General features: G+C 59.7%; 22 protein-coding genes. 12 read left to right on the top strand and 10 right to left on the bottom strand.

Going from position 1 to position 25,972, the window contains the following annotated elements:
- Positions 1-143 precede the first annotated feature (143 nt).
- Positions 144-845, top strand: a complete 702-nt coding sequence (gene sfsA / locus IG168_RS02065) for a DNA/RNA nuclease SfsA (RefSeq protein ID WP_193161489.1) — start codon at positions 144-146, stop codon at positions 843-845.
- 25 nt (positions 846-870) lie between these two features.
- On the opposite strand, the gene IG168_RS02060 is transcribed toward sfsA, so the two are convergent.
- From IG168_RS02060 to IG168_RS02045, 4 genes are all read right to left on the bottom strand, one after another.
- Positions 871-1,215: a Rieske (2Fe-2S) protein gene (locus IG168_RS02060; RefSeq protein ID WP_193161488.1), complete on the bottom strand. Its 345-nt coding sequence runs from the start codon at positions 1,213-1,215 to the stop codon at positions 871-873.
- 17 nt (positions 1,216-1,232) lie between these two features.
- Positions 1,233-2,291, bottom strand: coding sequence for a S1C family serine protease (locus IG168_RS02055; protein ID WP_193161487.1), 1,059 nt, complete (start codon positions 2,289-2,291; stop codon positions 1,233-1,235).
- Positions 2,292-2,569: 278 nt separating this feature from the next.
- Positions 2,570-3,451: a protease HtpX gene (gene htpX / locus IG168_RS02050; RefSeq protein WP_193161486.1), complete on the bottom strand. Its 882-nt coding sequence runs from the start codon at positions 3,449-3,451 to the stop codon at positions 2,570-2,572.
- Positions 3,452-3,568: 117 nt separating this feature from the next.
- Entirely contained in the window at positions 3,569-3,853 is a 285-nt protein-coding gene (locus IG168_RS02045; protein ID WP_193161485.1) for a TfoX/Sxy family protein, read from the bottom strand.
- Between the two features lie 280 nt (positions 3,854-4,133).
- Here IG168_RS02045 and IG168_RS02040 point away from each other — a divergent pair, with 280 nt between their 5' ends.
- From IG168_RS02040 to IG168_RS02030, 3 genes are read left to right on the top strand one after another with little or no spacing between them, the layout of a single operon-like run.
- Positions 4,134-4,844, top strand: coding sequence for a M15 family metallopeptidase (locus tag IG168_RS02040; protein WP_226876442.1), 711 nt, complete (start codon positions 4,134-4,136; stop codon positions 4,842-4,844).
- Positions 4,845-5,657 (top strand): serine O-acetyltransferase, encoded by an 813-nt coding sequence (cysE, locus tag IG168_RS02035; RefSeq protein WP_226876441.1) that lies wholly within the window; start codon positions 4,845-4,847, stop codon positions 5,655-5,657.
- Between the two features lie 31 nt (positions 5,658-5,688).
- Positions 5,689-6,198 carry a hypothetical protein gene (locus IG168_RS02030; protein ID WP_193161484.1) on the top strand — a complete coding sequence of 170 codons (510 nt, stop codon included), beginning with the start codon at positions 5,689-5,691 and terminating at the stop codon, positions 6,196-6,198.
- A 90-nt stretch (positions 6,199-6,288) separates the two neighbouring features.
- On the opposite strand, the gene IG168_RS02025 is transcribed toward IG168_RS02030, so the two are convergent.
- Complete coding sequence (locus tag IG168_RS02025) at positions 6,289-9,135, bottom strand: TonB-dependent receptor (protein WP_193161483.1); 2,847 nt, start codon at positions 9,133-9,135, stop codon at positions 6,289-6,291.
- A 346-nt stretch (positions 9,136-9,481) separates the two neighbouring features.
- Between IG168_RS02025 and IG168_RS02020 the strand changes: the two genes are divergently transcribed.
- Together IG168_RS02020 and IG168_RS02015 are read left to right on the top strand one after the other, a co-directional pair.
- Entirely contained in the window at positions 9,482-10,048 is a 567-nt protein-coding gene (locus IG168_RS02020; RefSeq protein WP_193161482.1) for an RNA polymerase sigma factor, read from the top strand.
- Positions 10,045-11,022, top strand: coding sequence for a FecR family protein (locus tag IG168_RS02015; RefSeq protein WP_193161481.1), 978 nt, complete (start codon positions 10,045-10,047; stop codon positions 11,020-11,022). The genes IG168_RS02020 and IG168_RS02015 overlap by 4 nt, the downstream gene beginning before the upstream one ends.
- A 275-nt stretch (positions 11,023-11,297) precedes the next feature.
- Here IG168_RS02015 and IG168_RS02010 read toward each other — a convergent pair whose 3' ends face one another.
- Both IG168_RS02010 and ppa read right to left on the bottom strand, forming a co-directional pair.
- Positions 11,298-13,907 (bottom strand): TonB-dependent receptor, encoded by a 2,610-nt coding sequence (locus IG168_RS02010; protein WP_193161480.1) that lies wholly within the window; start codon positions 13,905-13,907, stop codon positions 11,298-11,300.
- Positions 13,908-14,330: 423 nt separating this feature from the next.
- Complete coding sequence (gene ppa, locus IG168_RS02005; protein WP_193161479.1) at positions 14,331-14,867, bottom strand: inorganic diphosphatase; 537 nt, start codon at positions 14,865-14,867, stop codon at positions 14,331-14,333.
- Positions 14,868-15,069: 202 nt separating this feature from the next.
- On the opposite strand from ppa, the gene IG168_RS02000 reads away from it, so the two are divergent.
- Genes IG168_RS02000 through msrA form a run of 4 tightly spaced genes read left to right on the top strand, consistent with a single transcriptional unit; the run spans position 15,070 to position 19,646 of the window.
- The gene (locus IG168_RS02000; RefSeq protein WP_193161478.1) at positions 15,070-16,443 is read left to right on the top strand and encodes a glutamine synthetase family protein; all 1,374 of its coding nucleotides are present in this window, start codon (positions 15,070-15,072) and stop codon (positions 16,441-16,443) included.
- Positions 16,444-16,456: 13 nt separating this feature from the next.
- On the top strand, positions 16,457-17,845 hold the full coding sequence (locus IG168_RS01995; RefSeq protein WP_193161477.1) for an aldehyde dehydrogenase family protein: 1,389 nt from the start codon (positions 16,457-16,459) through the stop codon (positions 17,843-17,845).
- Positions 17,842-19,011, top strand: a complete 1,170-nt coding sequence (locus IG168_RS01990) for an iron-containing alcohol dehydrogenase (RefSeq protein WP_193161476.1) — start codon at positions 17,842-17,844, stop codon at positions 19,009-19,011. The genes IG168_RS01995 and IG168_RS01990 overlap by 4 nt, the downstream gene beginning before the upstream one ends.
- A 38-nt stretch (positions 19,012-19,049) precedes the next feature.
- Positions 19,050-19,646 (top strand): peptide-methionine (S)-S-oxide reductase MsrA, encoded by a 597-nt coding sequence (msrA, locus tag IG168_RS01985; RefSeq protein ID WP_193161475.1) that lies wholly within the window; start codon positions 19,050-19,052, stop codon positions 19,644-19,646.
- Positions 19,647-19,746: 100 nt separating this feature from the next.
- Here the strand turns inward: msrA and IG168_RS01980 are convergent, their stop codons facing one another.
- Positions 19,747-20,256, bottom strand: a complete 510-nt coding sequence (locus tag IG168_RS01980; RefSeq protein WP_193161474.1) for a nuclear transport factor 2 family protein — start codon at positions 20,254-20,256, stop codon at positions 19,747-19,749.
- A gap of 373 nt (positions 20,257-20,629) precedes the next feature.
- Between IG168_RS01980 and IG168_RS01975 the strand changes: the two genes are divergently transcribed.
- Positions 20,630-21,286 (top strand): peroxiredoxin, encoded by a 657-nt coding sequence (locus IG168_RS01975; RefSeq protein ID WP_193161473.1) that lies wholly within the window; start codon positions 20,630-20,632, stop codon positions 21,284-21,286.
- 208 nt (positions 21,287-21,494) lie between these two features.
- Here IG168_RS01975 and IG168_RS01970 read toward each other — a convergent pair whose 3' ends face one another.
- A complete protein-coding gene (locus IG168_RS01970) occupies positions 21,495-22,970 on the bottom strand; it encodes a M20 family peptidase (protein WP_193161472.1) in 1,476 nt (491 codons plus the stop codon).
- A gap of 461 nt (positions 22,971-23,431) precedes the next feature.
- Between IG168_RS01970 and IG168_RS01965 the strand changes: the two genes are divergently transcribed.
- Positions 23,432-24,445 carry an LLM class flavin-dependent oxidoreductase gene (locus IG168_RS01965; RefSeq protein WP_193161471.1) on the top strand — a complete coding sequence of 338 codons (1,014 nt, stop codon included), beginning with the start codon at positions 23,432-23,434 and terminating at the stop codon, positions 24,443-24,445.
- On the opposite strand, the gene IG168_RS01960 is transcribed toward IG168_RS01965, so the two are convergent.
- Positions 24,431-25,615: a helix-turn-helix domain-containing protein gene (locus tag IG168_RS01960; protein WP_193161470.1), complete on the bottom strand. Its 1,185-nt coding sequence runs from the start codon at positions 25,613-25,615 to the stop codon at positions 24,431-24,433. The two genes, IG168_RS01965 and IG168_RS01960, sit on opposite strands and share 15 nt — an antisense overlap.
- Positions 25,616-25,972: the final 357 nt, after the last annotated feature.

Genomic DNA, 25,972 nt, shown 5'->3' with positions numbered 1-25,972 from the left:
TTCCTTTCTCGGCGCCCCAACCCCGAATAATATTCGAGGGCCCTGACGACCGAGGGCGAAGAAGCTACCAAATCTCTCCGGTTCGCGCCACAAAATGTTGTCTGGTATTTTGTGGCGTTTAAATAGTCAGTAATGGTCGTCACGTGAAGCTTACCCCACCACTGGAGCAGGCAGTTTTGCTGCGGCGCTACAAGCGCTTCCTCGCCGATATCGAGTCCCCGTCCGGGGAAACTTTCACCATCCACTGCCCCAACACCGGTTCGATGAAAAACTGTTGGGCGGAGAATACCCCTTGCTGGTATTCGGATTCTGGCAATCCGAAGCGCAAGTACCGCCACACGCTCGAAGTCACCACGACACCGGAGGGCGCACTGGCCGGCGTCAACACCGGGCGCGCCAATGTACTGGTCGAAGAGGCCGTCAATAACGGCGTGGTGGCAGAGTTACAGGGATACGAGCAGTTGCGCCGGGAAGTGCGCTACGGCGAAGAGAACAGCCGCATCGACCTGCTGCTTTCAGGGACTGCCGGCGACTGCTATGTGGAGGTCAAAAACGTGACCCTGGCCGAAGGCGATCGCGGATTTTTCCCCGACGCCGTCAGCAGTCGCGGTGCCAAACATTTGCGCGAACTGCAGAAGCTGGCCGAGAGCGGTGTGCGCGCGGTGCTGTTTTACTGTGTGCAGCACACCGGAATAGCGTCCGTGGAAGCGGCGCGGGAAATCGACCCGGCCTATGCGGAGGCTCTGGATGCGGCGATCGCGGCGGGGGTGGAAGTACTTGCTTACCGCGCGCGCATCAGTCCTGGGGAAATTGTACTGGCCGAGACCATACCGTTTTGGGAATAGGCACAGCTGCCGGTCGTGGATTGATTCAGTCCGCCAACAATACGTAAAGCCCTTCCGGCGAGTGTTCCACCGGTACCGGTGTCAGAGCATCGCCGGCGCAGGGGCCGGCGATGCATTCGCCGGATTCGATCAGAAATAGTGCACCGTGGGAAGCGCACTGGATCAGTGCGCCATCGGGGTCGAGAAACTGGTTTTCCTGCCAGTCCAGATTGATTCCGCGGTGCGGGCAGATGTTCTTATAGGCGTATACCTCGCCGTCCTTCATCACGGCAAAGACATTGTCGACACCCTCAGGTGAATCCCCCAGGGAAAAACCCTTGGACTGGCCTTCGGTAAGTTCGTCGTAGCGGCAAAGGAAATATTTCTGCACGTTCAATCTGTTCGTCGTTATTCGGGAGCGGCGAGTGTAATGGAAGTCTGGTAATTTTTCCCGTCGCGCTGGTAACTCAGGCTCACCTGATCGCCGGCGCGGTGGTTTTCCAGCGCGTTCATCAGGTCGTCGTAGTTGTGAACCGGCTGGCGATCGACTGAAGTGATCACATCGCCCAGTTGCCAGCCGCCCCGCGTGCGGTAGATGCCGCGCAAGCCGGCTTGATCTGCGGGCATTCCCGGCGCGGTACGCAGTACTGCCACCCCTTCGAAGCCGTACTGGCTGGCCCATTGGTCGGGCGCCGACTCGATTCCAAGCACCGGGCGTACCAGGCGGCCGTTGGCGATCAGTTCCGGGACAATCTTCTTCACCGTATCTACCGGAATCGCGAAGCCGATGCCGACGCTGGCTCCACTGGGGCTGTAAATGGCGGTATTGACGCCGATCAGCCGGCCACTGCTGTCGAGCAGCGGACCGCCGGAGTTGCCCGGATTTATTGCCGCGTCGGTCTGGATCACGTTGCGAATGGTGCGGTTGTTGGCCGCCTGGATCTCGCGGCCCAGTGCGCTGACTACCCCGGTGGTCAGCGTGGTGTCCAGGCCGAATGGGTTGCCGATGGCGAGCACCTTGCGGCCCACGGCCAGATTGCCGGAATTGCCCGGCAGTAGCGGGGTCAACCGCTCCGAGGGAGCATCAATTTTGAGCACGGCCAGGTCTTTTTCCGGTGCGGATCCCACCAGTTCGGCGGACCACTCACTGCGGTCCTGCAAGGTGATGGTGACTCTGCGCGCGCCCTCGATGACGTGGTAGTTGGTCACCACGTGTCCCTGTCGGTCCCACACAAAACCGCTGCCAGTCCCTTTCGGTTCCGTGTGCATACGCAGGGTCCAGCGGTCACGTACCAGCGCTTCATTGGTCACGTAAACCACCGAGGGACTGGCGAAGTTGAACACCTGCATGGTGTTCTTTTCGTCGTCGGTAGAAAAGACGGGCGGCGGGCTGGCGGGCTGGGCGAGTGCGGTGAAAGACAGTAGCAATAGCGGCGCGGCCACTAGCAGGGTTTTCAGCTTGTTCATGGTCGGCAGTCGGTAGAGAGTGTTCAGTAGCGGTTAACTTGTCTGCAGGAAATATTAACCCGGTGAAGTGGCCGGGTTAATCCTCTAAATGGACAGCGCTGGGGGATTAGAGCCCGAGTCAGTACCGGGGTTCCCCGGTATGGACGGGGGAGCCCTGCAGGCACTGCACAGTATTGTTGCCTGAGGGCTCTTAAATCGGCGGCAGGCTCTTGCCGCTGAGCGCTCCCTATATCGCTGAGGGCTCCTATCGCTGAGGGCTCCCTATCGCCGAGGGCTCCCTATCGAGGGCTCTGCAGCGCCAGGATGCGGTCCTCCAGAGGCGGGTGGGTGGCCATGAGCGCGCCCATGTTGCCGAAGATACCAAAGGCTTTCATATTACTCGGCAGCGGCTGTTCGCGGCCGGCTTCGGATTCTGCCTTGATACGCATCAGCGCCGCGGCCATGGATTCGCGGCTGGCCAGGCTGGCGCCGGCCGCGTCGGCGCGGTATTCCCGCCGGCGACTGAACCAGGCCACGATCATCATCGCGAAGACGCCAAACACGATATCCATGATGATCGATGTGACGAAATAGCCGATACCGAGGCCCTGTTCGTTGCGCAGCAATACGCGGTCGACGAAAAAGCCCACCAGGCGGGCGAAGAACATCACAAAGGTATTCACGACGCCTTGAATCAATGCCAGGGTCACCATGTCCCCGTTGGCGACGTGGCCGATTTCGTGGCCGATCACCGCGCGCGCTTCGTCGCGGTTGAAGCGCTGCAGAAGGCCGGCACTCACCGAAACCAGGGCGTTATTGCGATTCCAGCCGGTCGCGAAGGCATTGGCCTGCGGCATCGGGAAGATACCTACGTCCGGCATGCCGATACCGGCCTTTTTGGACAGTTCGCGCACGGTTTCCACCAGCCACTGTTCGTCGTCGGAACGCGGCTGCTGGATGATCTGGGTGCGGGTGCTCATGCGCGCGATGGTTTTCGACATCAGCAGCGAAATCAGCGAGCCGCCGATACCGAAAATGGCACACATCAGCAGCAGGCCGGACATGTTCAGATTGACGCCGTTGGCGTCGAGGATGCCCTGGATTCCCAGCAGATTGAAAATGATGCCAACCAGGACCATAACGGCCAGGTTGGTCAGTAGAAACAGACCAATGCGCAACATCGGTATACTCCAAACAAGATCCCTAGATGGAAGTGTAGATAGGGACGTCGTGCCCGCTTTCAAGAGGAGGCGAGCGGAATCGGGGCGGGGTATTTCTGACTGGCTGTTCCTGACTGGCTATTCCTGTTGCTGCGTCGACAGCAGTCGATCGGCCTCCGTGGCCAGGCGCTCCTTCAGGTCCGGATCCAGGTCGTTCCAGTGCACGTCGAGCAGGGCGCCCTGCAGGGCGTAGAGCAACACGCGGGAGGCGTTGATGCCGCGGCTGCGAATGCTGGTGAAGGCTTCAACAGGGCCGATGCGGCGCAGGTCTTCGCAGGAGCGAATGCCGATGGAGTGGAGAATATTGACGGAGGCGAGGCCCAGGTTTTTCAGCTTTAACAGCTCTGATTGACTCGGGTGCATGCGGATTATCCCTATCAAGTTGTACGTCCATATCGGCGCGACCAGATCCCTTGGTCGAGCCAATGAACATAGCATAGAACCATAAAAGGCCAAATACTCATTAGCATTGGTGCTAAGCGGTATTGGCGCTGTATCAGGTTTTTATTCGGACGGAATTGCCAAATGGATCGGTCGGCACCGGGTTTTGTTAAAGTAGTGCCACGAAAGTCCTTTCACTTTAGTTCGCTTTGAATAATTTGCCGGTCTGTCGTACCAGGATTGGCAATCATGGGAGTACACGATGTTGAGTGCGCCGTTGCAGCGCATGCTGTTCGGGCTCGGCGATGAGCATGTCATTCTCGAGCCGCAGTCCGGCCAGTTGCTGCACCCCGAAGCTCTGGTCGCTTTCGAGCGGCTGCGTGCAGACGCCCGCGCTGCCGGTTTTGATCCGCTGGTGGTCTCCGGCTTCCGCGATTTCGAACGGCAGCGGGTCATCTGGAACCGCAAGGCCGCCGGTCTGCGCCCGGTACTCGACAGCGAGGGCCGCGAGCTGGATGTGGCGCAGCTGTCGCCGGAGCAGACCGCTTTCGCTATATTGCGCTGGTCGGCGCTGCCGGGAGGCTCCCGCCACCACTGGGGCACAGATTTCGATGTGGTTGATGCCGGGGCCATGCCGCGGGATTACCAGCCGCAGCTGACACCGCAGGAAGTGGCAGACACGGGCATTTTCGGACCCTTCCACTGCTGGCTGGATGAACGCATCGCCGCCGGGGAGAGCTATGGTCTCTTTCGCCCCTACGCCGAGGACCGCGGCGGCGTGGCGCCGGAGCGCTGGCACTTGAGCTATGCGCCGCGCGCATGGGAGTTACAGCAGCTGCTGACGCCGGAGCGACTCTGTGAACAGCTGCAGAGCTGTGAGCTGGAATTGTGCGACACTGTGTGCGCGCGGATCGACGAGATTTATGCCCGATTCGTGCAGGTGCCGGATCACTGCTATCCAAACGTGAATTGAATGACCGAGGAATTGACCATCGACGGCGAAACGGAACAGCGGGATATCTGGAGCGCGATGCGGGCCGAGGCCAGCGCCGCCGCCGCGGGAGAGCCGGTGCTGGCCAGTTATTTCCACAGCACCATACTGCGGCACAAGTCCCTCGACAGCGCGCTGGCCTACCAGCTGGCATCGGTGCTCGATCACACCGCGCTGACGGCCACTGCGCTGCAGGAAGTGATTGCGGAGGCCATGCGCGCCGATCCGAATATCTCCCGCTGCATGCGCGCGGATATCAGTGCCTGGTACGAGCGCGACCCTGCCTGCGACCAGTACCTGACCCCGTTCCTCTATTTCAAGGGGTTTCACGCGCTGCAATCGCACCGGGTGGCGCACTGGCTGTGGTCGCAGGGGCGCCGCACCCTCGCGCTCTATTTCCAGAGCCGCGTGTCCGAGCAATTTGCCGTGGACATTCATCCGGCCGCGCGCTTCGGTTGCGGTATCATGATCGATCACGCGACCGGCCTTGTCGTGGGGGAAACCAGTGTGGTGGAGGACGATGTCTCTTTCCTGCACTCGGTGACGCTCGGCGGCAGCGGCAGTGGCACCGGCCACCGCCATCCGAAGATCGGCCGTGGTGTGATGGTCGGTGCCGGCGCCAAAGTGTTGGGGCCGGTCAGTATCGGCACCGGGGTCAAAATCGCTGCCGGCAGTCTGGTGCTGAGCGATGTACCGCCGCATGCGACAGTCGCCGGTGTGCCGGCGCGTATCGTCGGCAAGAGCGCGGCGGCCCCGGCCTATACCATGGACCAGACACTGGATTCAGAAGAATAAGACAATAGAGTCAAAACAATTGAGGCGAGCCATGTCCGAACCCACATTCAGTCTGATTTTTCGTGGCGATCTGGTACCCGGTTACACCGCTGCCGACGTCAAGGCGAATCTGGCGCGCCTGTTCAAGGCGGGACCGGAAACCATCGAAAAACTGTTCAGTGGCCGTCCACTGGCCATCAAGAAAGGATTGCAGAAGTCGCAGGCTGAACAGCTGCAGGCCACGCTGGCAAAAATGGGGGCCCAGTCCGCCCTGAAAGCCGAAGGTGAAGTAGCACCACCACCGCCTGCGCCGCCGGCACCGGAACCCGCTACGGAAAGCGCACCGTCGCAGGCGGAAACGGCCGCCGCTACCGCTGACTGGAGCCTGGCACCGATGGAAGGCAACCTGGTCAAAGAGCATGAGCGCGAGAAAAAGGACACCGTACAGGTGGCGGTGGATCATCTCAGCCTGAAACCCGCTCAGGGCAATCTGGTGGACGACCGTGAGCGTGCGGCGAAAGCGCCGGTATCGGTGACTGTGCCGGACTGGCAGCTCGATTGACGGACCTCAAAGGCAACACGGATTGGATCACAGGTTCTTTTATTCCCGCCGGGCGAACGACCTGTTCGCCCCATTGCCTCCCGCCACCCTTCAATACTCGAGGCGCAGTCCCAGCAGGAAACGCCGTCCGTTTTCGTAAAAGCCCTGTGGGATTCCGCTGGCGCTGCGGATGTAGATCACCTCATCGGTCAGGTTGATGGCCTCTGCTGACAGGGTCAGATAGCTGGTCAGCGGCCACTGCACGCTGGCGTCCCACTGGCGATAGGCTGCGGTCTCGCTCTGGGAGCCGGCCACGATCTCACCGTAGGAGCGCGAGCGGTAATTGTAGGAAAGTCGGCTACTGAAGGCCTGCTGCTCGTAATACACACTGGCATTGAACTGGCTGCGGGAGTTACCCGGCAGTTCCAGTGACTGGCTGCCGTCCGGCGTGGGCACGCTGGCATCGGTATAGGTGTAATTGCCGATTACACCGAAGCCGTTGGCAAAATCCTGCTGCCACTGGAGTTCCAGCCCGGCAATATCCGCTCCGGGGCCGTTCTGTGGCCGGGTGATGTAAACCGGATTGCCGTCGATCATTTCTGTCTCTACATGGGGGTAGATAAAGGTGGAGATGTCCTTGTAAAACACCGCCGCCGACAGCAGCGAGGCAGCGGCAAAATACCACTCAATTCCCAGATCCAGCTGGTCGGCGCGATACGGATCCAGGTACGGGTTGCCCGCCGAACCGGAGCCGCTGGTGGGATCGATAATGATACTCGGGCTCAGGTCCTTGAAATTCGGTCGCGCCATGACTTGTGCCAGGGCACCGCGGACGATCACATCCGGGGTCGCACGATAATCGACATTAATGCTCGGCAGGTAGTCGCGATAGCGGTTGCGCACGTGTTGCAGTTCGCCGTCGCGGTACGCGCTGGCTACCTGGCGGGTGGCGACGGCGCGCACACCGGCGTTGCCGGACCAGGAGCCCCGGGCGAAATCGAGACCAATGTACTCGGCCAGGCTGTGCTCGGTGATACGGAAGTAGGCCGACGGATCATAGTGGTAAGTCATTGCACCCGCGTCGTAGAGCGGCTGAATTACCGAGCGCAGCAATTGTGGATCGGTGAGCGCATAGCGGGTCAGCGTGCCGGCGGCCGCGCTCTGCTGGCTGAGTTCGGGGCTCCATTCGCGGCTGACACTGTCCAGGCCAACTTGCTGCAGGGTTGCCCAGGCGCGGCTGCCGGAGTCGATACTGCCCACGGTCAGGTTGTTTTCCACACCGTGATCGCGGTATTTCACCCCGAACCTGATGCGCTGCAGCCAGTCGTCCCCGAGCACACGCGTGAAATCCAGCTGGCCGTAATCTTCGCGGTTTTCCATCGCGCGAATCCAGTCGCGGGACACCGGCGAAAATTGATCGAGATCCCCGGGGTGCAGCGGATCGATATCCAGGTAATCGGTTTCAATGGCGTTGCGGTCGAGGCGAAACGCCACCCGGCTATTGCCGGTAAACCGGTAGAGGCGATCGTGATCAGTGCCACCGCGGGCGTGGGTATTGCCGAATTGCAGGTGACCCTGCCATCGATCATTGCGGTAGTGGATGTCGACATCATTCACCGAAGTGTCGATATAGGCCTCGCGCTGGATCGCATCCAGCAGGGCACCGGTGCTGTCCGCGCCCATAAGTGTGCCGCCGGCCAGCATCAGGTTGCCGTCGTCACTATCGATAAATTGCGGATCCTCCACTTCGGCTGGCGGTGTCAGGCTCAGTTTGTAACCGCCGGGCGAGAAGAGGAAATTGTGATTGGTGTTGTCGATGTCCAGTTGCGATCGCACCAGGTTCAGCACTGTATCCCAGTGTTCATCGGGGCCCCACTGCAGTGTCACATTGCCGGTGGTGTGTGTGCGTTGCTGTTGCAACATCGCGGTACCGCCGCCCCAGATGGCGTAGACGCTGTCGGTGCTGCGCCCTTTGGTATCGGTAATGCGATAGAGGTTGTTGTCGGAAAAGGTCTCCAGGCCGTCGCGGCGAGCACTGCGATTCTGCCAGTTGATGGAGGTCAGCAGGCCCAGTGTCTGTGCACTGTTTTTCCAGCTACCCAGGAATGACGCCTGCGGATCCCACTGATCCGCCAGTTCGCTGTACTGTCGCTCCAGGGACAGGTGGGTCTCCAGTGGTGCCATGTCCAGGGGCTTGCGGGTGCGTACAATCACCGTGCCGCCGATACTGCCTTCATCCAGGTCTGCGCGCGGCGTCTTGTGCACTTCGAGCGACTGCACCAGCTGCGAAGCCAGGGTGGAATAATTGAAGCCGCGACTCAGGTTGTCGTTCGCCCACCAGTAGGCTGAGGCCACGTGCTGGCCGTTTAGCAGTGTGCGATTGATGTCCTTGTCGGTTCCGCGGATGTTGACATCGCGACCCTCGCCCCACAGCCGGTCTACCGAGACACCGGCGATACGCTGCAGCGAGTCTGCCACGTTCTGGTCGGGAAACTTACCGATATCCTCCGACGTAATCACATCCACCAGGTTATCGCTCTGCCGCTTGATGGAGAGGCTCCGGCGGAGGGTGCTGCGCACGCCGGTGACATAAGTCTCCTCCAGCGTGGAATAAGTGGTATCCCCGGGAATTTCTGTCGGTGCGGTTGCAGCCTTATCGGGTTCTGCGGTGCGGAGAACCAGCGTATCGTTGCCGTCGAAGCGGTAACTCAGATGACTTCGGCTGAGCAACAGGCGCAGGGCCTCCTCGAGTGTGAACGTGCCGTTTACCGCTGCGCTGTTCACCTGCGGTAACAGCTGGCTGCGGTAGAAAATTTGCACACCGGATTGATCGGCAAACCGGGTCAGGGCGCGGTCAAGGGGTTGGGCGTCAATTGCAAAGGTGATGGGAGCGTGCAGAATAGCGCTGGACTCGATATCGGGCGCTCCATCCGCGAGGACCGCGTGAGATGCGGGCATCGCTGTGCCCAAAATTGCCAGCAGCAACGGGCGCAGAGCGTATTGCCCTGGGCGGAATCGGGCACTGCCGGAAGACCTGGCCCGGCGGAAAGTTGCGAGCGTATTCATCATTATTATCGTTCAGGATTGCCGGGCCCGATCGGCTGCGGCCGATAGCCGATATAGCCGAGGAAGACTCCTTTGTAACGGCAAAATACTCGATTTGAGCGCAGAGCGGCAAGCGCAGGGTGCCAACAAAAGAAACCGGGAAAAATATTAAAAAAGTTGTCGGGGATACGCCGCGACCGGCGTTTACTGTAGTTATGGGAAAAACATCTTTTGTGGACCGGTTTCAACGGGTGGTCGGATGGCTGTATCCAAGGCACCACTGCGCCTAGTCAGTGCCTCGCCTGCCGGTGAGCCTGCCGACAGGGCCCTCGTGGAGAAACTGTACCAGAGCCACCGCGGGGCCCTGTGCAATTATGTCGCGCGCATGCTGCCGGGCGGGCAGCAAGATGTGGAAGTCATTCTGCAGGAAACTTACATCCGCCTGCTGCGACTGGATAACCTGCAGCACCTGCGGGACAATCCTCGTGCCTATATCTTTACCGTGGCCACTAACTTGGTGCGCGACAGCCTGCGCCGCTATATGCGGCGCCGTGGCGATGCCCACGAACGCTTTGACGAGGGGGAACACGAAAGCCGCGAGCCATCGCCCCAGGGCAGTGTCGAGTGGCAGCAGAGCCTGCAGCAGCTGAAGCGGGCCCTGCTTCAGTTAAAACCGCTGACCCGCAAAATATTCCTGTTGAGCCGCTTCGAGGAGATGACCTACCCGGAAGTGGCCGCAGCCCTGTCTATCAGTACCCGCAGTGTCGAACGCCATATGAGCACTGCCCTCAAGCACCTGCAGAGTGAGCTGAACGATATCCTATGAATGCTGAAGTAGTTGACGAAGCTATCAGGATGGCGGCTGCCGACTGGCTCGCGCGCTGCGACAGCGGCGCCATGAGCGCCGCCGAACAGCGCGAGCTCGATCACTGGCTGGAGGCCGATGCGCGGCATCGACTTGCGTTTGCCCAGTGTCGACAGCTCGGCCTCATGACCAATCTGCTGCGCGACGACCCGGAACTGAACGCCGATCTGCCGCCGGTGCGCAAAGTGGTGCGTAGGGGCAGTTACTGGCGATGGTTTGGTGCCGCAGCTGCGATGTTGATGATCGCGCTGGCGACCGTACTGGTGCGCCAGCACTACGCCATCGATTACTATCAGACGAACATCGGCGCCCAGCGCGTGGTGCACCTGGATGACGGTTCCACGCTGATGCTCAACACGGACAGCCGAGTGGGGGTGCGCTATTCCCGCGACCAGCGGGATCTGTATCTGGAGCGCGGTGAGGCCTTCTTTATGGTGGCCAAAAATCGCCAGCGCCCGTTCGTTGTGCATGTGCGCGGCAGTGAAGTACGTGCGGTGGGTACCGCCTTCAATGTGGCACTGCGGGCGGGCGACGTGCGCGTGGCGGTGACCCAGGGTATTGTCGAGGTCAAAGCCGAAGACGCGGCCGGCGATCACCGCCAATTGGCGAGGATGCTGCCGGGGCAGGGTATTGATTTCGCGGCGGCGAACCCGCAGCAGAACAGCGGCATTGCGCCGGTCAACCTGGAAAGGGTCACCGCCTGGCAGACCAGCCGCATCTATTTCGACAACGACCGCCTCGAAGATGCCATTGCCGAGTACAACCGCTATACCACCCGCAAGGTGGTACTGGTGGGCGACGCGCTTGCCGACGAGCGCATCAGCGGAGTCTTCAATATCGGTGATCCCGAGGCGCTGGTGTTTGCGCTGAAGCAGGGTTTCGATGCGCGGGTAACCGAAAACGACCAGCGCATACTGGTGCTCGGGCCGCGGTAACAACTTCCCTTCACAACACTCGAGCGCTGATTTCAGCGCAGTGCCCTGTAGTTGCAAACTTGGCGGCGCCGGTACCGGTAGCCGCTTGTTCAACAGCCTGATCGGTCTGTTGGTCAGCCGCAGGCGCCTTTCTCAAGTGCCTCCCGGCCCCGGCGCCTTCGCATTACGTTTCGGATTTTCGTCAATCTTTATCCGTGAGCCGTTGCCGTGGCGTTGGCAATAAAAAAGGGCGCCCGATGGGCGCCCGAAGTTGGGGTGACAATCGATGCGAATTGTCAGAAGGAAACGCGTGCACCCAGGCTGTAGCGCGGGCCATTTTCGTAGAAGCCGACCGGAATACCGTCTGCGGTGCGCATATAGATAATCTCGTTGGTGAGATTCACCGCGGTCAGGAAAACATCCATATTGTCGGTAACTGTCCAATTGGCGGTGGCGTCCCACTGGTCGTACTCGTCGGTGACCAGCTGCGATCCGGAGGTGAGGCCGCCGTAGGATTCGGAGCGCATGTTGTAGGAGAGCCGTACGCTCATGAACTCGTTTTCGTAGTAGGCGGAGGCATTGAACTGGTCGCGGGAGTTACCCGGCAGTTCCAGTCTGGTGCCGTCGCTATTGGCCGGCACTTTCGCGTCGGTCCAGGTGTAGTTGGCCAGCGCACCGAAGCCGTTGCTGAAATCGTGCTGCAGCTGGATTTCGACCCCTTGAATATCTGCACCGTTATCGGCGTTGTAGGGGCGGGTGACGTTGATGTTCTGGCCATCGATATTTTCCACCTGGGTGTCCTGGAACACGAAGGTGCTGAGGCTCTTGTTGAAGTAGGTGGCGGCCAGAAGGCTGGCGTCGCTGAAATACCATTCCGCGCCGAATTCGAACTGGTCCGCCAACATCGGATCCAGTTTCGGATTGCCGGCGGTGGCGGTGCCGCTGGTGGCGTTGATGACGATGTTCGAGCTCAGGTTCTGGAAGGTCGGGCGGGCCATGGCGCGGGACGCGGCTGCGCGCAGGATGACATCCTCGGACAGATCATAGGTGGCGTTCACACTGGGCAGCGCCTCGCGGTAACTGCGACCGACGGAACCGCGCGCGCCGTCCATATAGGCGTTGGAGGTCTGGTCGGTATCCACCAGGCGCACGCCGAAGTTGCCATGTAGTTGCCCGCTTTCGAATTCACCCTGCACATAGCCGGCGGTGATGTCTTCGTTGATTTTATAGTAGGCCCGCTGATCTTCGGCGTAGGTCATGACCCCGTTGTCCAGGATGCTGTTCACCTTCTGCTGTGCCAGGCCGATATCCAGAAAGGCGTACTGGGTCAGGGAGCCGGCGGTGGCACCCTCGCCGTGTAAGCTCGGGCTGGCGCCCCTGGAGACGTCGGCCAGGGTGATGGCGTTCAGTGCCGCTACCTGTTCGGCGATGGCTGGATTGTTGACGTCTACGGAGCCGTTCTGGCGGTTGTTCTCGATGGTGTGGTCGCGCATCTTCAGGCCGGTTTTGATCGCGGTGATAAAGCCCAGGTCAACATCGAAACTGGCATCCGCCTGGAAATAGGTTTCGTCGTCATTCATGACGCGCACCCAGTCGCGCAGGTTGGCAGCATTCAAGTGAACGGCAGTGCCATCTAGCGGATCGACGCCGGGAAAGCCGAACTCGTTGGTGTTGGGGCCGAAATTCAGTTTCTCTGCGGCGTAGCCCTCGAACCAGTAGTTGCGGTCGTGGTTGCTGCCGCCCTCGGCGCTGGTGGTGCCCGCCTGCAGGTGCAGCTGCCAGCTGTCGCCCTCGTAGTCGCCGGAAAGGTCGAGCACCTCGGATTCGATGTAGGCGTCGCGTACGATGGGTTCATCGGCCACGCCGATGGTGCCGTCATTTTCGATAGTGCCGCCGACCAGTGCCTGGTTGCCGTCGCTGGTGGGGATGAACACCGGATTGGTGACTACATCGCCCGCCGGAATCTTGTAGCCGCCGGCCACGAACAGATAGTTCTGGTTGCTGTTGTCCATATTCATGTCGGACGCAACATAGTTCAGCGCGGTATCCCAGCGGTCATTGGGGCGGAATTGCAGAGTTACATTGGTGGTCTGGCGCTCGCGGTCCTGCTGGAAAATCGCTGAGCCGCCGCCCCAGGGAACGTAGACATTGTCGGTGGTGTTGCCGTTCTGGTCGGTGACGGAATACAGGTCGTTGGTGGGGAACACCTCCAGGCCGTCGCGGCGCACGGTGCGCTGCTGGCTGTTGAAAGAAGCCAGCACGCCGAAGGTTTCCGCATCGTTTTTCCAGCTCACCAGGCCGGATACCTGCGGATCCCATTCGCCTGGCAGATCGCTGTAAACGTTCTCGGCGGACAGGTTCACGGTCATCGGATCCAGGTCCATCGGCTTGCGGGTGATGACGTTCACCATGCCGCCTATGCTGCCCTCGTCGTGGCGCGCTTCCGGGCTTTTGTACACTTCCAGAGAGGACACCAGTTCGGAGGCAAGAATGGAATAGTTGAAGCCGCGGCTGGGATTGTCGTTGGCCCACCAGTAGGCGGAGGCCACATTCTGTCCGTTCATCAGTGTGCGGTTCAGGGTGCTGTCAGTACCGCGGACAAAAATATCACGGCCTTCGCCCCAGATTCGGTCGACGGAAATTCCGGGAATACGCTGCAGGGAATCGGCAACATTTTTATCCGGAAACTTGCCGATATCCTCGGAACTAATGGCGTCGACAATTGACGTGGCATCGCGCTTTACATCCAGCGCCTGCTGCAGGCTGCCGCGAATACCGGTAACCGAGACTTCTTCCAGTGAGTTGCCGCCGGTTTCCTGTGCCTGTATGCCAGCAGATAGCAGTGCGACGGCGCTGGCTAACAGCGTTTTGTGAAACAGGTGGATGGGCGTGCGCGAACTGTGCATCGGGTTTCTCCAGTCTATTGTTATTGGATTTGGCGAATCTTGATTGATCATGTCGCAGGTACACGTACCTACATTGGGAGTAAACGCCAGCGGTCTGGATAACCCGACAGAAATGCCGAATTTTTGTGGGGGCATCGAGGGGCGAACCTGCTTTTTGCCCGCATCGATAATTTTTAAGTTACTGCGTCTTTGTTCCTGTGGCGGCGCCGTTGCCGGAAGCCGTTTGTCCTGCATCCTGTTCGACTATCCAATCTCAAGCAGCCCCCGGCATCGGCGCCTGCGTATTGAGCTTTATCTTTCTCAAGACTTTGCGAGATGTGCGTGCGACGGCGCCTATCGACCTCTAGTCTGCCGAGCCAGATTTCGAACCGGCATAAAAAAACCGGCCAGAGGCCGGTTTTTTCAGCAGAGGTCTGAGAAAACTCAGCCTTCTTCCTTCAGGTAACGCTCGCGGGAAGCCATCACTTCTTTGCGCGCGGCTTCGGCATCGGCCCAGCCGTCTACCTTCACCCACTTGTCGGCTTCCAGCGCCTTGTAGTTCTCGAAGTAGTGCTCGATCTGCTTGATCAGCAGTTCCGGCAGGTCGCCGATTTCCTGAACGTGGTCGTACAACTTGGTCAGCTTGGTGTGGGGTACCGCCAGCAGTTTGGCGTCTACGCCGGACTCATCGGTCATGTTCAGTACGCCGATGACGCGGGAGCGGATTACGGAACCGACCATAACCGGGTAGGGGGCCACGACCAGCACGTCCAGGGGGTCGCCGTCTTCGGACAGGGTCTGCGGCACGTAACCGTAGTTGGCCGGGTAGAACATCGGGGTGGCTACGAAACGGTCTACGAATACCGCGTCCGCGTCCTTGTCCACTTCGTACTTGATCGGGTCGTGGTTGGCGGGGATCTCGATGATGACGTTGATATCGTTGGGCAGGTCTTTACCTGCGGAAACCTTGTCGAAGCTCATTGCTGTTCCTGACTAAAAAGTGGACGAAAAATTGGGAGCGCGGATTATAAACCCTGCGCCCGGCGGCGGAAAGCGGTGGAATCCGGCGTCCCAGGCGGGTTTCTGCTGCAAATCGGCCGGGGGCCCGGCCGCCAGTCGCCCGTGGCGGGTCTATCCTGTATCTCATCGCCATCACTTCGCCATAACAACAATGAGGCAAGCCATGTTGAATCCACGGGATGTCCGGACCCCCGAGGATGCCCGCAGCATCGTCGAGGAGCGTAACCTCAGTCACGTCAAAGTGGGCCTGTTCGACAACGACGGCGTTATGCGTGGCAAGTATATGAGCCGCGACAAGTTCTTCTCTGCCCTGGAACACGGTTTCTCTTTCTGCGATGTGGTGCTGGGGTGGGATGTAAAGGACCAGCTCTACGACAACGCCCAGTACACCGGCTGGCACACCGGTTACCCGGATGCGCCAGTGCGGATACTGCCGGCGAGCTGCCGGGCGGTGCCCTTCGAGGACGGCATGTTGCTGTTCCTGGCGGAATTCGATCAGCAGGCTGAAACGGTCTGCCCGCGCGCGACCTTACGCCGCGTGATCGAGCGCTGTCGCGAGGCTGGATTCGACCCGCAGGCGGCACTGGAGTACGAGTTTTTCCTGTTCGACGAAACCCCGGATAGCGCCCGCGATAAGGGCTTCCGCAACCTGAAGCCCTTTACCCCGGACTGGTTCGGTTATTCGGTGATCCGCAATTCGGTGCACGCCGAGCTGTATCGGCAAATCCTAGACCTGGGCGAGCAGATGGACTTTCCCATCGAGGGGCTGCACACGGAAACCGGCCCCGGTGTGCTGGAGGCAGCGATTACCGTCGACGGAGCCGAAGCGGCGGCGGACAAGGCGGCCCTGTTCAAGACCTTTATCAAGGTGCTGGCCCAGCGCAACGGCCTGATGGCTACCTTCATGGCTAAATGGTCCGGGGATTACCCCGGGCAGAGCGGCCATATCCACCTGTCCCTGCGGAATCGCGACGGCGGCACATCTGCCTTTTACGATCCCAGGGAGCCGCGCAACATGAGTGCGGTACAGCGCCACTTCCTGGCCGGCCAGCAGCGGTTGATGCCGGAACTTCTCAGCATGATGGCCCCCACGGTGAACAGCTACCGGCGCCTGGTGCCGGGTTTCTGGGCGCCCACCGATGCCACCTGGGGGGTAGAAAACCGCACTGCGGCGCTGCGGGTGATTCCCGGCAGCGACAAGTCCCAGCGCACCGAGTACCGCCTCGGCGCCGCGGACGCCAATCCATACCTAGCGCTGGCGGCGGCGCTCGGCTCCGGGCTCTACGGCGTGTTGCACCAGTGGGAGCCGGGGGAGCCGGTGGCGGGCAACGCCTACGCACTGGAACAGCCGGCGGAGCTGGCGCTGCCGCGCACCCTGTGGGAGTCGGCGCAGCGACTAAAGAGCTCGGAAGCAGCGCGGGAGCTGTTCGGCAGCAGTTTCGTCGAGCATTTTGCGGCCAGTCGCGAGTGGGAGGAGCGGGAGTACCGCCGTCACGTCAGCGACTGGGAACTGGACCGCTACTTCGAAATCATCTGAGCACCTTAATACCATGAGCACACTGCAATGCATTTCTCCGGTCGACAACTCGATCTATGTGGAGCGACCGCTTGCCACTGACGATGAAATTCGCACGACACTCGATACGGCCAGCGGCGCCCAGCTCGCCTGGAAGCGGACTCCGTTGGCGGAGCGAGTCGCGATCGTGCATCAGGCGGTGACGGCCTTTACTGACCGCCAGGCGCAACTCGGTGAGGAGCTCTGCTGGATGATGGGCCGCCCGATCCGCTTTGCTGCGGGGGAAGTTCTCGGTTTTGCCGAGCGCGCCAACACCATGGCGGATATTGCCGAGGAGGCACTGGCCGATATCCGGCTACCGGAAAAGAAAGGATTTACGCGCTTTATCCGTCGCGAGCCACTCGGTGTGGCACTGGTAATCGCACCGTGGAATTACCCCTACCTCACCGCCGTCAATGCGGTGGTGCCGGCGTTGCTCGCCGGCAATGCGGTGATACTGAAACACTCCGCGCAGACACCGCTGTGCGCCGAGCGCATGGTGGAAGCCTTTGCCGCGGCGGGCCTGCCTCAGGGCGTTTTCCGTTATCTGCATCTGAGTCACGGCGACACCGAGCGCCTGGTGCGCGCGGCGGAAATTGACCATATAGCCTTTACCGGATCGGTCCCCGGCGGCGCGATGGTAGAGCGCGCTGCGGCGGGACGCTTTGCCACTGTCGGGCTGGAATTGGGCGGGAAAGATCCCGCCTATGTGCGCGCCGATGCCGACCTGGATCTCGCAGTGGACAGTGTCATCGACGGAGCTTTCTTCAATTCCGGCCAGTCCTGCTGCGGTATCGAAAGAGCCTATGTGCACGAAAGCCTGTTCGACGAATTTGTCAGTCGCGCGGCGGAACTGGTGCGACAGTATCGACTCGGTCGCCCCGACAATCCGGATACCACGCTCGGCCCGCTGGTGCGCGCTGAAGCGGCGGACTTCGTGCGCACCCAGATCGACGAAGCCGTTGCCGCCGGTGCGACGGCGCATATTGATCCACGGAATTTTCCGCTGGACCAGCGCGGCACGCCCTACATGGCGCCGCAACTGCTCACTGGTGTCAGTAGCGAAATGCGCGTGATGCACGAGGAATCCTTTGGCCCGGTACTCGGCGTGCAGAAAGTGCGCGACGACGGTGAAGCCCTGGGGCTGATGAACGACAGTGACTTCGGCCTGACCGCCGCTATTTACAGCCGCGATGAACAGGCGTCGCTGACACTGGGTGAACGTCTGGAAGCCGGTACCGTGTTTTTGAACCGCTGCGATTACCTGGATCCGGAACTGGCCTGGACCGGCGTCAAGAAGTCCGGGCGCGGTTGCACCCTCTCCCGGGTTGGCTTTGAGCAGCTCACCCGCCCCAAATCCTTTCACTTCAAACTTCAACCATGAACACTCAATACTTTCACACCAACTGGAATTACCCCACCGCCATGCGCGTGGGTCCGGGGCGCGTCAGCGAACTGGCTGGCGCCTGCGCGGAGCTCGGTATTCGCGCGCCGCTGCTGGTCACCGATCCCGGTCTCGCCGAACTGCCGATGCTGCAGCAAGTACTACTGGACTGTGGCGAAAGCGATCTGAAAATCGATGTGTTCTCCGAGATCAAGGGCAACCCCACTGGCGACAACGTAAGCGCCGGTGTCGAAGCACTGCGCGCCGGCTGGCACGACGGCGTTATTGCATTCGGAGGCGGGTCGGCGATGGATGCCGGCAAGGCGATTGCATTGATGGCGGGGCAGCGGCGGCCACTGTGGGACTTTGAAGACGAGGGCGATAACTTTTTACGCGTCGATGTAGATGGCATGGTGCCGGTGGTCGCCGTGCCAACAACGGCCGGTACCGGTTCAGAGGTGGGGCGCTCTTCGGTAATCACCGATACCGGCGCGCAGGTCAAGCGCATCATATTCCACCCGCGAATGCTGCCATCGATCGTGATTCTCGATGCAGAGCTAACACTGGGATTGCCGGCCACAATCACCGCGGCCACCGGTATGGATGCGCTGTCCCACAATATCGAGGCCTATTGCTCACCGGGCTTCCACCCGATGGCCGAGGGCATTGCTCTGGAGGGCATTCGACTGGTGCGGGAATTCCTCCCGCGCGCGGTGGCAGATGGCAGCGATCTGGACGCGCGGCAACAGATGCTGGTTGCATCGAGTATGGGGGCCACGGCCTTCCAGCGGGGCCTGGGCGCCATGCACGCGCTGGCGCATCCGCTGGGGGCGCTTTACGACGCGCACCACGGCCTGCTGAACGCCGTGCTGATGCCCTATGTATTGCAGGCCAACCGCGACGCCGTCGCCGAACCCATGACGCGACTGGCGCGTTATCTGGGGCTGCCACACGAAGGTGTCGACGGAGTACTCGACTGGGTGCTGGAATTGCGCACGGAAATCGGTATCCCCCACAGTCTCGAAGAGATCGGTATCGACAACCGTCAGATGAAAAAAGTCGGACAGATGGCCGCGGCGGATCCGTCGGCGGGCGGAAATCCGCGCAAACTGGATGCGAAGCAGTACAGCGAGCTGTTTGAGCGGGCCCTGCGCGGTGTGGTCTGACGTCAAAAACACTGGTTCAACAGAGAGGAGTATTCATCATGCGCTGGCTGACCATTGTCTTTCTGGCCCTTGTTTCCGCTGTGGCGCTGGCCGCGGATGAGACCAAGAATATACGCACTGCAGTATTTGCCGGTGGTTGCTTCTGGTGCATGGAAGGTCCGTTCGACCGTGTCGACGGTGTGGTGGCTACCACCTCCGGTTACAGCGGCGGCCATGTGAAAAATCCCACTTATGAGCAGGTATCGGCAGGTGGCACCGGTCACGCCGAAGTGGTGCAGGTTACTTATGACGCCGACAAAGTCAGCTACGCGGAGCTGTTGCAGGTATTCTGGCGCAATGTGGATCCACTGGATTCCGGCGGTCAGTTCTGCGACCGGGGCGACCAGTATCGCAGTGAAATCTTTTATGCCACACCCGAGGAGAAGGCAGAAGCTGAGGCAAGCAAGGCACAGGTGGCGGCCAATCTGGGTAAGCGTGTTGTGACCAGGATCGCGCCGGCCAGTACCTTTTATCCGGCGGAGGACTATCACCAGAATTTCTACCAGCGCAATCCACTCCGCTACAAGTACTATCGCTATCGCTGTGGGCGGGATGAGCGCCTGCAAGAGCTCTGGGGTAGCGCGCCCTCCCACTGAGATCGACCACAAATTGACAGGAAATTAGTGCGATTGCCGATTTAATCGTATTGGACTTGAATGACAGTTGGTCAAAATCAGTAAATTTTAAAGCTTTCTATTATTCTTTATCTGCCTGGTGTTCTTTGATGATTTTTGTAATTTGCTTGGCCACGTCGTTAGGGACTGGAAAATGTAAGTTGTATTGGGCGATCTTCCACTGCCCATCTTCCTTCACCAGAACGCCACTGCCACGGCACTCCCCATATGACTCATTGTCCAGGAGCTCATCGAACCAGGCGACATCGCCGTGAATCACAATCGTGCGATCCCTCGGTACATAGGTCCAGCCTTTGCCTTTGCTGAAATAGGGTTTCACAAACTTTTTGAATTCATCGACCGTCCAGCGCTCTTTTGCATCTGTGCCGATGAAAACACCGCCTTTGCTAAACAAGCTAAAGTAACCATCAAAGTCGGCTCTCGATGCTGCTTTATGGAACTTATCCAGTTGCGCGGCCACGGCCGCTTCTTCGGACCTGGAGTCCGCGGCGGACCATGCCGACCCTGCCAGCATTACGAGCAACAATGACAATATCCAACCTTTTGTCCAAAAAATATCCCGAATAGCCATAAGAAAAAACCACCTGATTCCAATTATCGAGTTCTTAGCTCCGTTTCCGTGTATCCCGGTACAGTGCGTCATTTGAAGACAGAATAACACTGCTCCGATTAATGGTATGCCTTATCTTTCTCGCGCTATCGACAGTCAAAAGGGAGGTGGCTGCTTTTGGTGCGATACCTGCCAGTGTGCGGGATGATGGTGTCTACTTTGCTGGAGTCAAAATATGCACCTTAGCCGGCGTGCTTTTCGACACGATAGCACTGCGTGGTAAAAAATTGACTTTTGACTTAACAGAAATATGCTCGTTACTCCTGTGGGTAAGAAGTAGCAAGGAATCAATGGCTAGATAGCTATTTCGCATATCAACTGAGGATCAGTATTCATGTCTATTCGCATCAACGATGTCGCTCCAGATTTCACCGCAGACTCAACAGAAGGAAAGATTAATTTTCATGAATGGATCGGCGACAGCTATGCCATCCTGTTTTCGCACCCGAAGGATTTCACGCCAGTTTGCACGACGGAGTTTGGTGCAGTTGCTCAGCTAGCTCCGGAATTTACCAAGCGCAATACCAAGGTGATGGGAGTTTCTGTTGACAGTGTTGAAGATCACAAGAAATGGAAGCGCGACATTGAGGCATTTTCCGGTGCCCCCGCTAACTTCCCGATTATCGACGACGCCTCCCTGGAAGTATCCAAACTCTACGATATGCTGCCTGCCGATGCCTATTTACCCGATGGCCGGACTCCAGCGGATAGTGCCACTGTACGGACGGTGTTTATTATCGGTCCAGATAAGAAGATCCGTCTCACCATGTCTTATCCGATGTCCGTAGGCCGAAACTTTGCCGAGATTTTGCGTGCGCTGGATGCTGTGCAGGCGACTGACAACACACCGATAGCAACGCCGGCAAACTGGGTGCAGGGTCAGGACGTGATTGTGGCGCTGAGCTTGAACGATGAACAGGCGAAGGAAAAATTCGGAGCGATTGATATCAAGCTGCCTTACCTGCGCTTCACGAAGTCACCAGCGAAGTAAAAAAGTCAGCCGGTTTGCACTCGCTCTTAACATCTTCGGAATGAATGGATTCCATGAAGCCTTGAGCCGAATGAAGAGCATCCAATTCGGCTCTGTCGAATAGTGCCAGGAGGGGCTCAGAACCAGTCCCGCGCGGGTGGCTGCCCGCAGCAGCGGACGGGCGAAGGCCGGTCCAAAGACGCTTCCCCGGTTGCGATGGGCCGCATCGCTATTCGCCACTGCCATTTTTGATCAGCTGGCGATAGAAACTGGTCGCATGCACCATGTTCTCAATGCTGATTCGCTCGTTGGTGCCGTGGAAGCCGTGGGTATCTTCACTGGTGACTATCATCGGGTTGAAGCGATAGCTGTTGTCCGCCACCGTCTCATAGCGGTGGCTGTCAGTGGCGGCGACGGTGAGGCCTGGGGCAACGATGACCGGGCCATAGACGGCGCGTGTCGCGGCGGCGAGGGCTTTGAAGCCTTCAGCTTCGGCGCTCGATACGCGCGAAGCCGCGTCGCCCTGGCGCACCAGCAGGTCGACGCGGTCGTCGTCGATGGTTTTTTTCAGATATTCAGCCACTCCTTCGATAGTATCGCGCGGGTGCACGCGCAGATTGATCGTCGCCACCGCTTCAATGGGTAGCACGTTCTCCTTGACGCTGGCGTGGAGCATTGTGGGCGCGATGGTGGTGTGCAGCATGGCGGCAGTGCTGGCGCTGCTATTCAGGGCTTTTTCGATCAGGCCGCCGAACAGCCAGCGATTGGCGAACAGCATGCGTTTACCAAACGGCATATGCGGGGCTATCGCATCGAACATTTCGCCGCTGACGCCCTCGAGGCCGCCCGGAATGGGCGACTGCTGCAGCTTGACCAGGGCTTCGGCGAGGATATCCACAGCGGTCTGACGCGGCGGCATCGACGAGTGTCCGCCCTTGCCGTGGGCAATCAGATCCACAGTCATATAGCCTTTTTCGGCCACGTTGATACTGGCCACCGCATTGTCGATACCGGGGATAAAACCGCGCAGCAGGAAGGAGCCCTCGTCCAGGGTCCAGGCCGGCTGTACGACGTCCTGTTCCAGTTTTTCCACCACCGCGGCGGTGCCGTGGTTGCCGCCGACTTCCTCGTCGTTGGTGAGGCTGAGATAGACATTGCGCTCGGGCTGGAAGCCCTCCGCCAGCAATTGTGTGGCGGCTTCCATCAAGGCAATCACTGCACTTTTATCGTCCAGGGCGCCGCGACCCCAGATATGGGTTTTGTCGATGGCGCCGGCGTAGGGGGGGTGCTGCCATTGGTCTTCGGTACCGGGAATCACCGGCACCACGTCGTAGTGGGCTGACAGTAATATTGGCTGCAGGTCGTCGCGCTTGCCGGGCCAGGTAAACAGTAGGCTGTATTTGTGTGCGGGATCAGTGCCCAGGCGCTGGGGTGCCATGGCTGCATGCACTTCCGGGTAGGTGTCGGCGAGCCAGGCGATAAACGCCTCGAACTGTTCCTGGGTGTCTTTCTGCTCCAGCTGGGCTGACACCGTCTGGAAGCGGATGGCGGCGGAAAGGTGCTCGGCTATTTGCCCCGCATCGACATCGGCGACCTGAGTTTTTTCCGCGGTGGGCGCTGGCGCGGTGTAACGTACAGTGCGAACGAGGACGACGGCGGCGAGTAACAGCAGTACTGCGCCCAGCCCGATCAGGATTTTTTTCATGTTTATCTCTCTTATCAACGCTTGCGGAGTTTGTGCGCCGCGGGCGCGCCTGTCCAGATGCCGCCCTCGCTCTGCCGGCCACCATGGCAGCGAGAGCTTGAGGTCAGGAAATGGGGTGACTTCATAGGGGGCTCCAGACGGACTGTTATTCTCGGAGTTCCGGCCTCGCGCGGCGCCGCGGGAGTGGTTATAGCGCGGGCCCGTCGTGGCTGCCTCCGGATTTGCAAATTCGGATTCGGGCGCAGTAGCGGGAATTGCGAATTTACAAATCCGAACAAAAAAATCTTTTTATATCAGTGGCTTGTCGAACTGCTTGCGGCAAAGCTCGGCACTGGCGAGTAGCTGTCGCCGAGGAGAAATAAGGGTAAGTTTTGCAGGATTCGGCTATCGTCGGGTGAGCTGAAAAGGCTATCCTGCCGTCTGCACTGGCCCGTTTGATTGTTTTCGTCCAAGGAGTTGTTGTGCGCGCTTATTCCCTGCTCGACCTTTCCCCCATCACCATCGACAGCGACGCCCGCGGCGCTCTGCTGAATTCCAGGGATCTGGCGCGGCACGCGGAACAGTTGGGTTACAAACGATTCTGGATGGCGGAGCACCACAATATGACCGGTATCGCCAGTGCGGCGACGGCGGTGGCGCTGGGCTTTGTGGCCGAGGGCACGCAACGTATTCGCGTCGCTGCCGGTGGCGTGATGCTGCCCAACCACTCGCCGCTGGTGGTGGCCGAGCAGTTCGGCACCCTGGCGGCGCTCTATCCGGACCGGGTGGATCTGGGACTGGGGCGCGCGCCGGGGACAGACGGCAATACCATGATGGCCCTGCGCCGCGATCACTCTGCCGATGCCGCCGAGCGTTTTCCCCAGGACGTGCAGGAGTTACTGCATTATTTTGAACCGGAAAAACCGGGGCAGCGCGTCCGCGCGGTACCCGGTGTCGGGTCGCGGGTGCCGGTGTGGTTGCTGGGTTCGAGTCTTTTCAGCGCACAGCTGGCGGGCGCAATGGGGTTGCCGTTTGCCTTCGCCTCGCACTTCGCGCCGGCCATGCTCGATCGGGCGCTACAGGTTTACCGGGAGCGTTTTACCCCCTCCCAATATCTCGATGCGCCCTATGCCGCGGCGGGTATCAATGTCTTTGCCGCCGAGTCGGACGAGAGGGGGCGCTACCTGATGACTTCTCTCGAGCAGCAGTTTGTCGCCCTGCGCCGGGGCACTCCCGGGCCCCTGAAACCGCCGGTGGAGAACCCGGATGCGATTGCATCGCCGGTAGAGCGGGCGCAGATTGAACAGGCTCTGTCAGCCAGCGCCGCAGGTTCCCGGGAAACGGTCGCCAATTATATCGATCGATTCCTCGAGCGTACCCAGGTGGACGAGCTGATTGTGGCAGGGACGATATTCGACCACCGCGCGCGCCTGGAATCCTTCCGTATCGCTGCAGACATCCTGCGCGAGCGGGTAGGGGAATCAGCTGACGGCTGATCCTTCAACTTGCCGCTGTTGCCGCTGTTGCCGATATTGGCGCGGGGTCTGCTGCAGGCGTTTCTTGAAATGGGCGAAGAAGGTGGAGTTCGAATTGAATCCCGCCTGCAGGCCGATATCGGTGACCGACAGGTGACGCAGCGACGGATCTGCCAGCAATTGCGCGGCTTCGTCGACCCGGTGCTGGTTGATGAATTCGTAAAACGATTGGCGGGCGCAGCTGTTGATTGTCTCCGAGAGGTGGTGCGCCGGAACCTTCAACGTGCGCGCCAGATCGGCAATCTTGAGGCCCGCTTCCAGATGGGGTTTGTCGGTCCCCATTACCCGCCGCAATTCAGACCAGATGGTTGCAGCGCGCGCTTCAGTCAGGCTGCTCGTCTGGTATTTTTTGTCCGCTTTCCCATCCGCCGCGGGCGCGGCAATTTCCCCGGTATCCGCCAACTGGATCCTGCGCTGCTGTAGCCCGAACCAGCCCAGTAACAGGCTCAATAACAGCGGTGCCATGGCCTGGAGCTGTCCCGGCGTCAGCGTTGGCTCGACCACGGTCATGCCGTGAACTTCTATCGCAATGCCGCTGATGGTGGCAATCAGGTAGACGTAGATCAACAGGGTGAGCCAGCGCAGGTTCACTTCTTCGATGGCCGAGTAGGCCTCCTTGATGCGCTGCAGGTGCGGGCGCAGCAGGTGCAGTGCAGCGCCGCCGTAGCAGAGCAGGGAAATAAATGCGGCCAGCCGGTGCACGAAGCGCGCGCGGTAGATGGGGTCGCAATCAGTGCCGCCGAAGCAGGGCAGATTCAGTTGGTCGTCAGGTGTCAGCGGCATTTGCAGGTACCACAGCAGCGCCATCGCCGGCGCGGGCAACAGATGCCACCGATCTGTGCGTCGCCATCGCCAATGCGGCTGTGTGAGGCTCCGGGTGTAGAAATACAGCAGCGGGCCCTGCAACAGCTGCAGGGAAAAGATCAGGTGGTATGCCCACAGTTGGCTGAGATGTTCGGCGATGGGAATCTGCGCAGCGGAAATAACGCAGCTGACGGTCAGCAGCAGGCCCAGGTTCTGGTTGGCGACGCGGTTGCTCCAGGGCGCCATCCACAGCAGTAGCGACAGGGGCAGGCCGGTAGCGACGCTGAAGAGGATGATCAGGCTGGAGAGGTGGAGTGTGAACTGCATGGAAACCGCCGATGTTGTCCGCCTGATATTAATCGAAAGTCGCGGGATGAAAAACCGCGGGCTTGCGGTGGCAACGTGATGCACGGGCTGCTCTTTAATTATTACTGGATCGAGGAATTGGTCTTCCGCCGTTTGAAAGTTGCATCCATGCCTTCCATTTTGTCGATCAAAAAGTGATCACGGTGTGTGAATTTTAAAAGTTTCTTTGCTGGATTTGGCTGTTTTTCGCTTTTTTTGCCTGACCAATTTTGATCTTTGGTCAGGTCTCAATTATCGTCATCCGGGTGATTTATTTTTTCCGATCTCTATGGTCGGAGGTTTTCTGCATGGGGATCGAAGCGAGGTATTGCTCCCGCA

The organism is Microbulbifer hainanensis, from assembly GCF_014904735.1.
Classification (GTDB): Bacteria; Pseudomonadota; Gammaproteobacteria; order Pseudomonadales; family Cellvibrionaceae; genus Microbulbifer; species Microbulbifer hainanensis.
The sequence above is the reverse complement of the archived record's forward strand: the minus strand, read 5'-3'. Positions and strand labels throughout refer to the sequence as shown.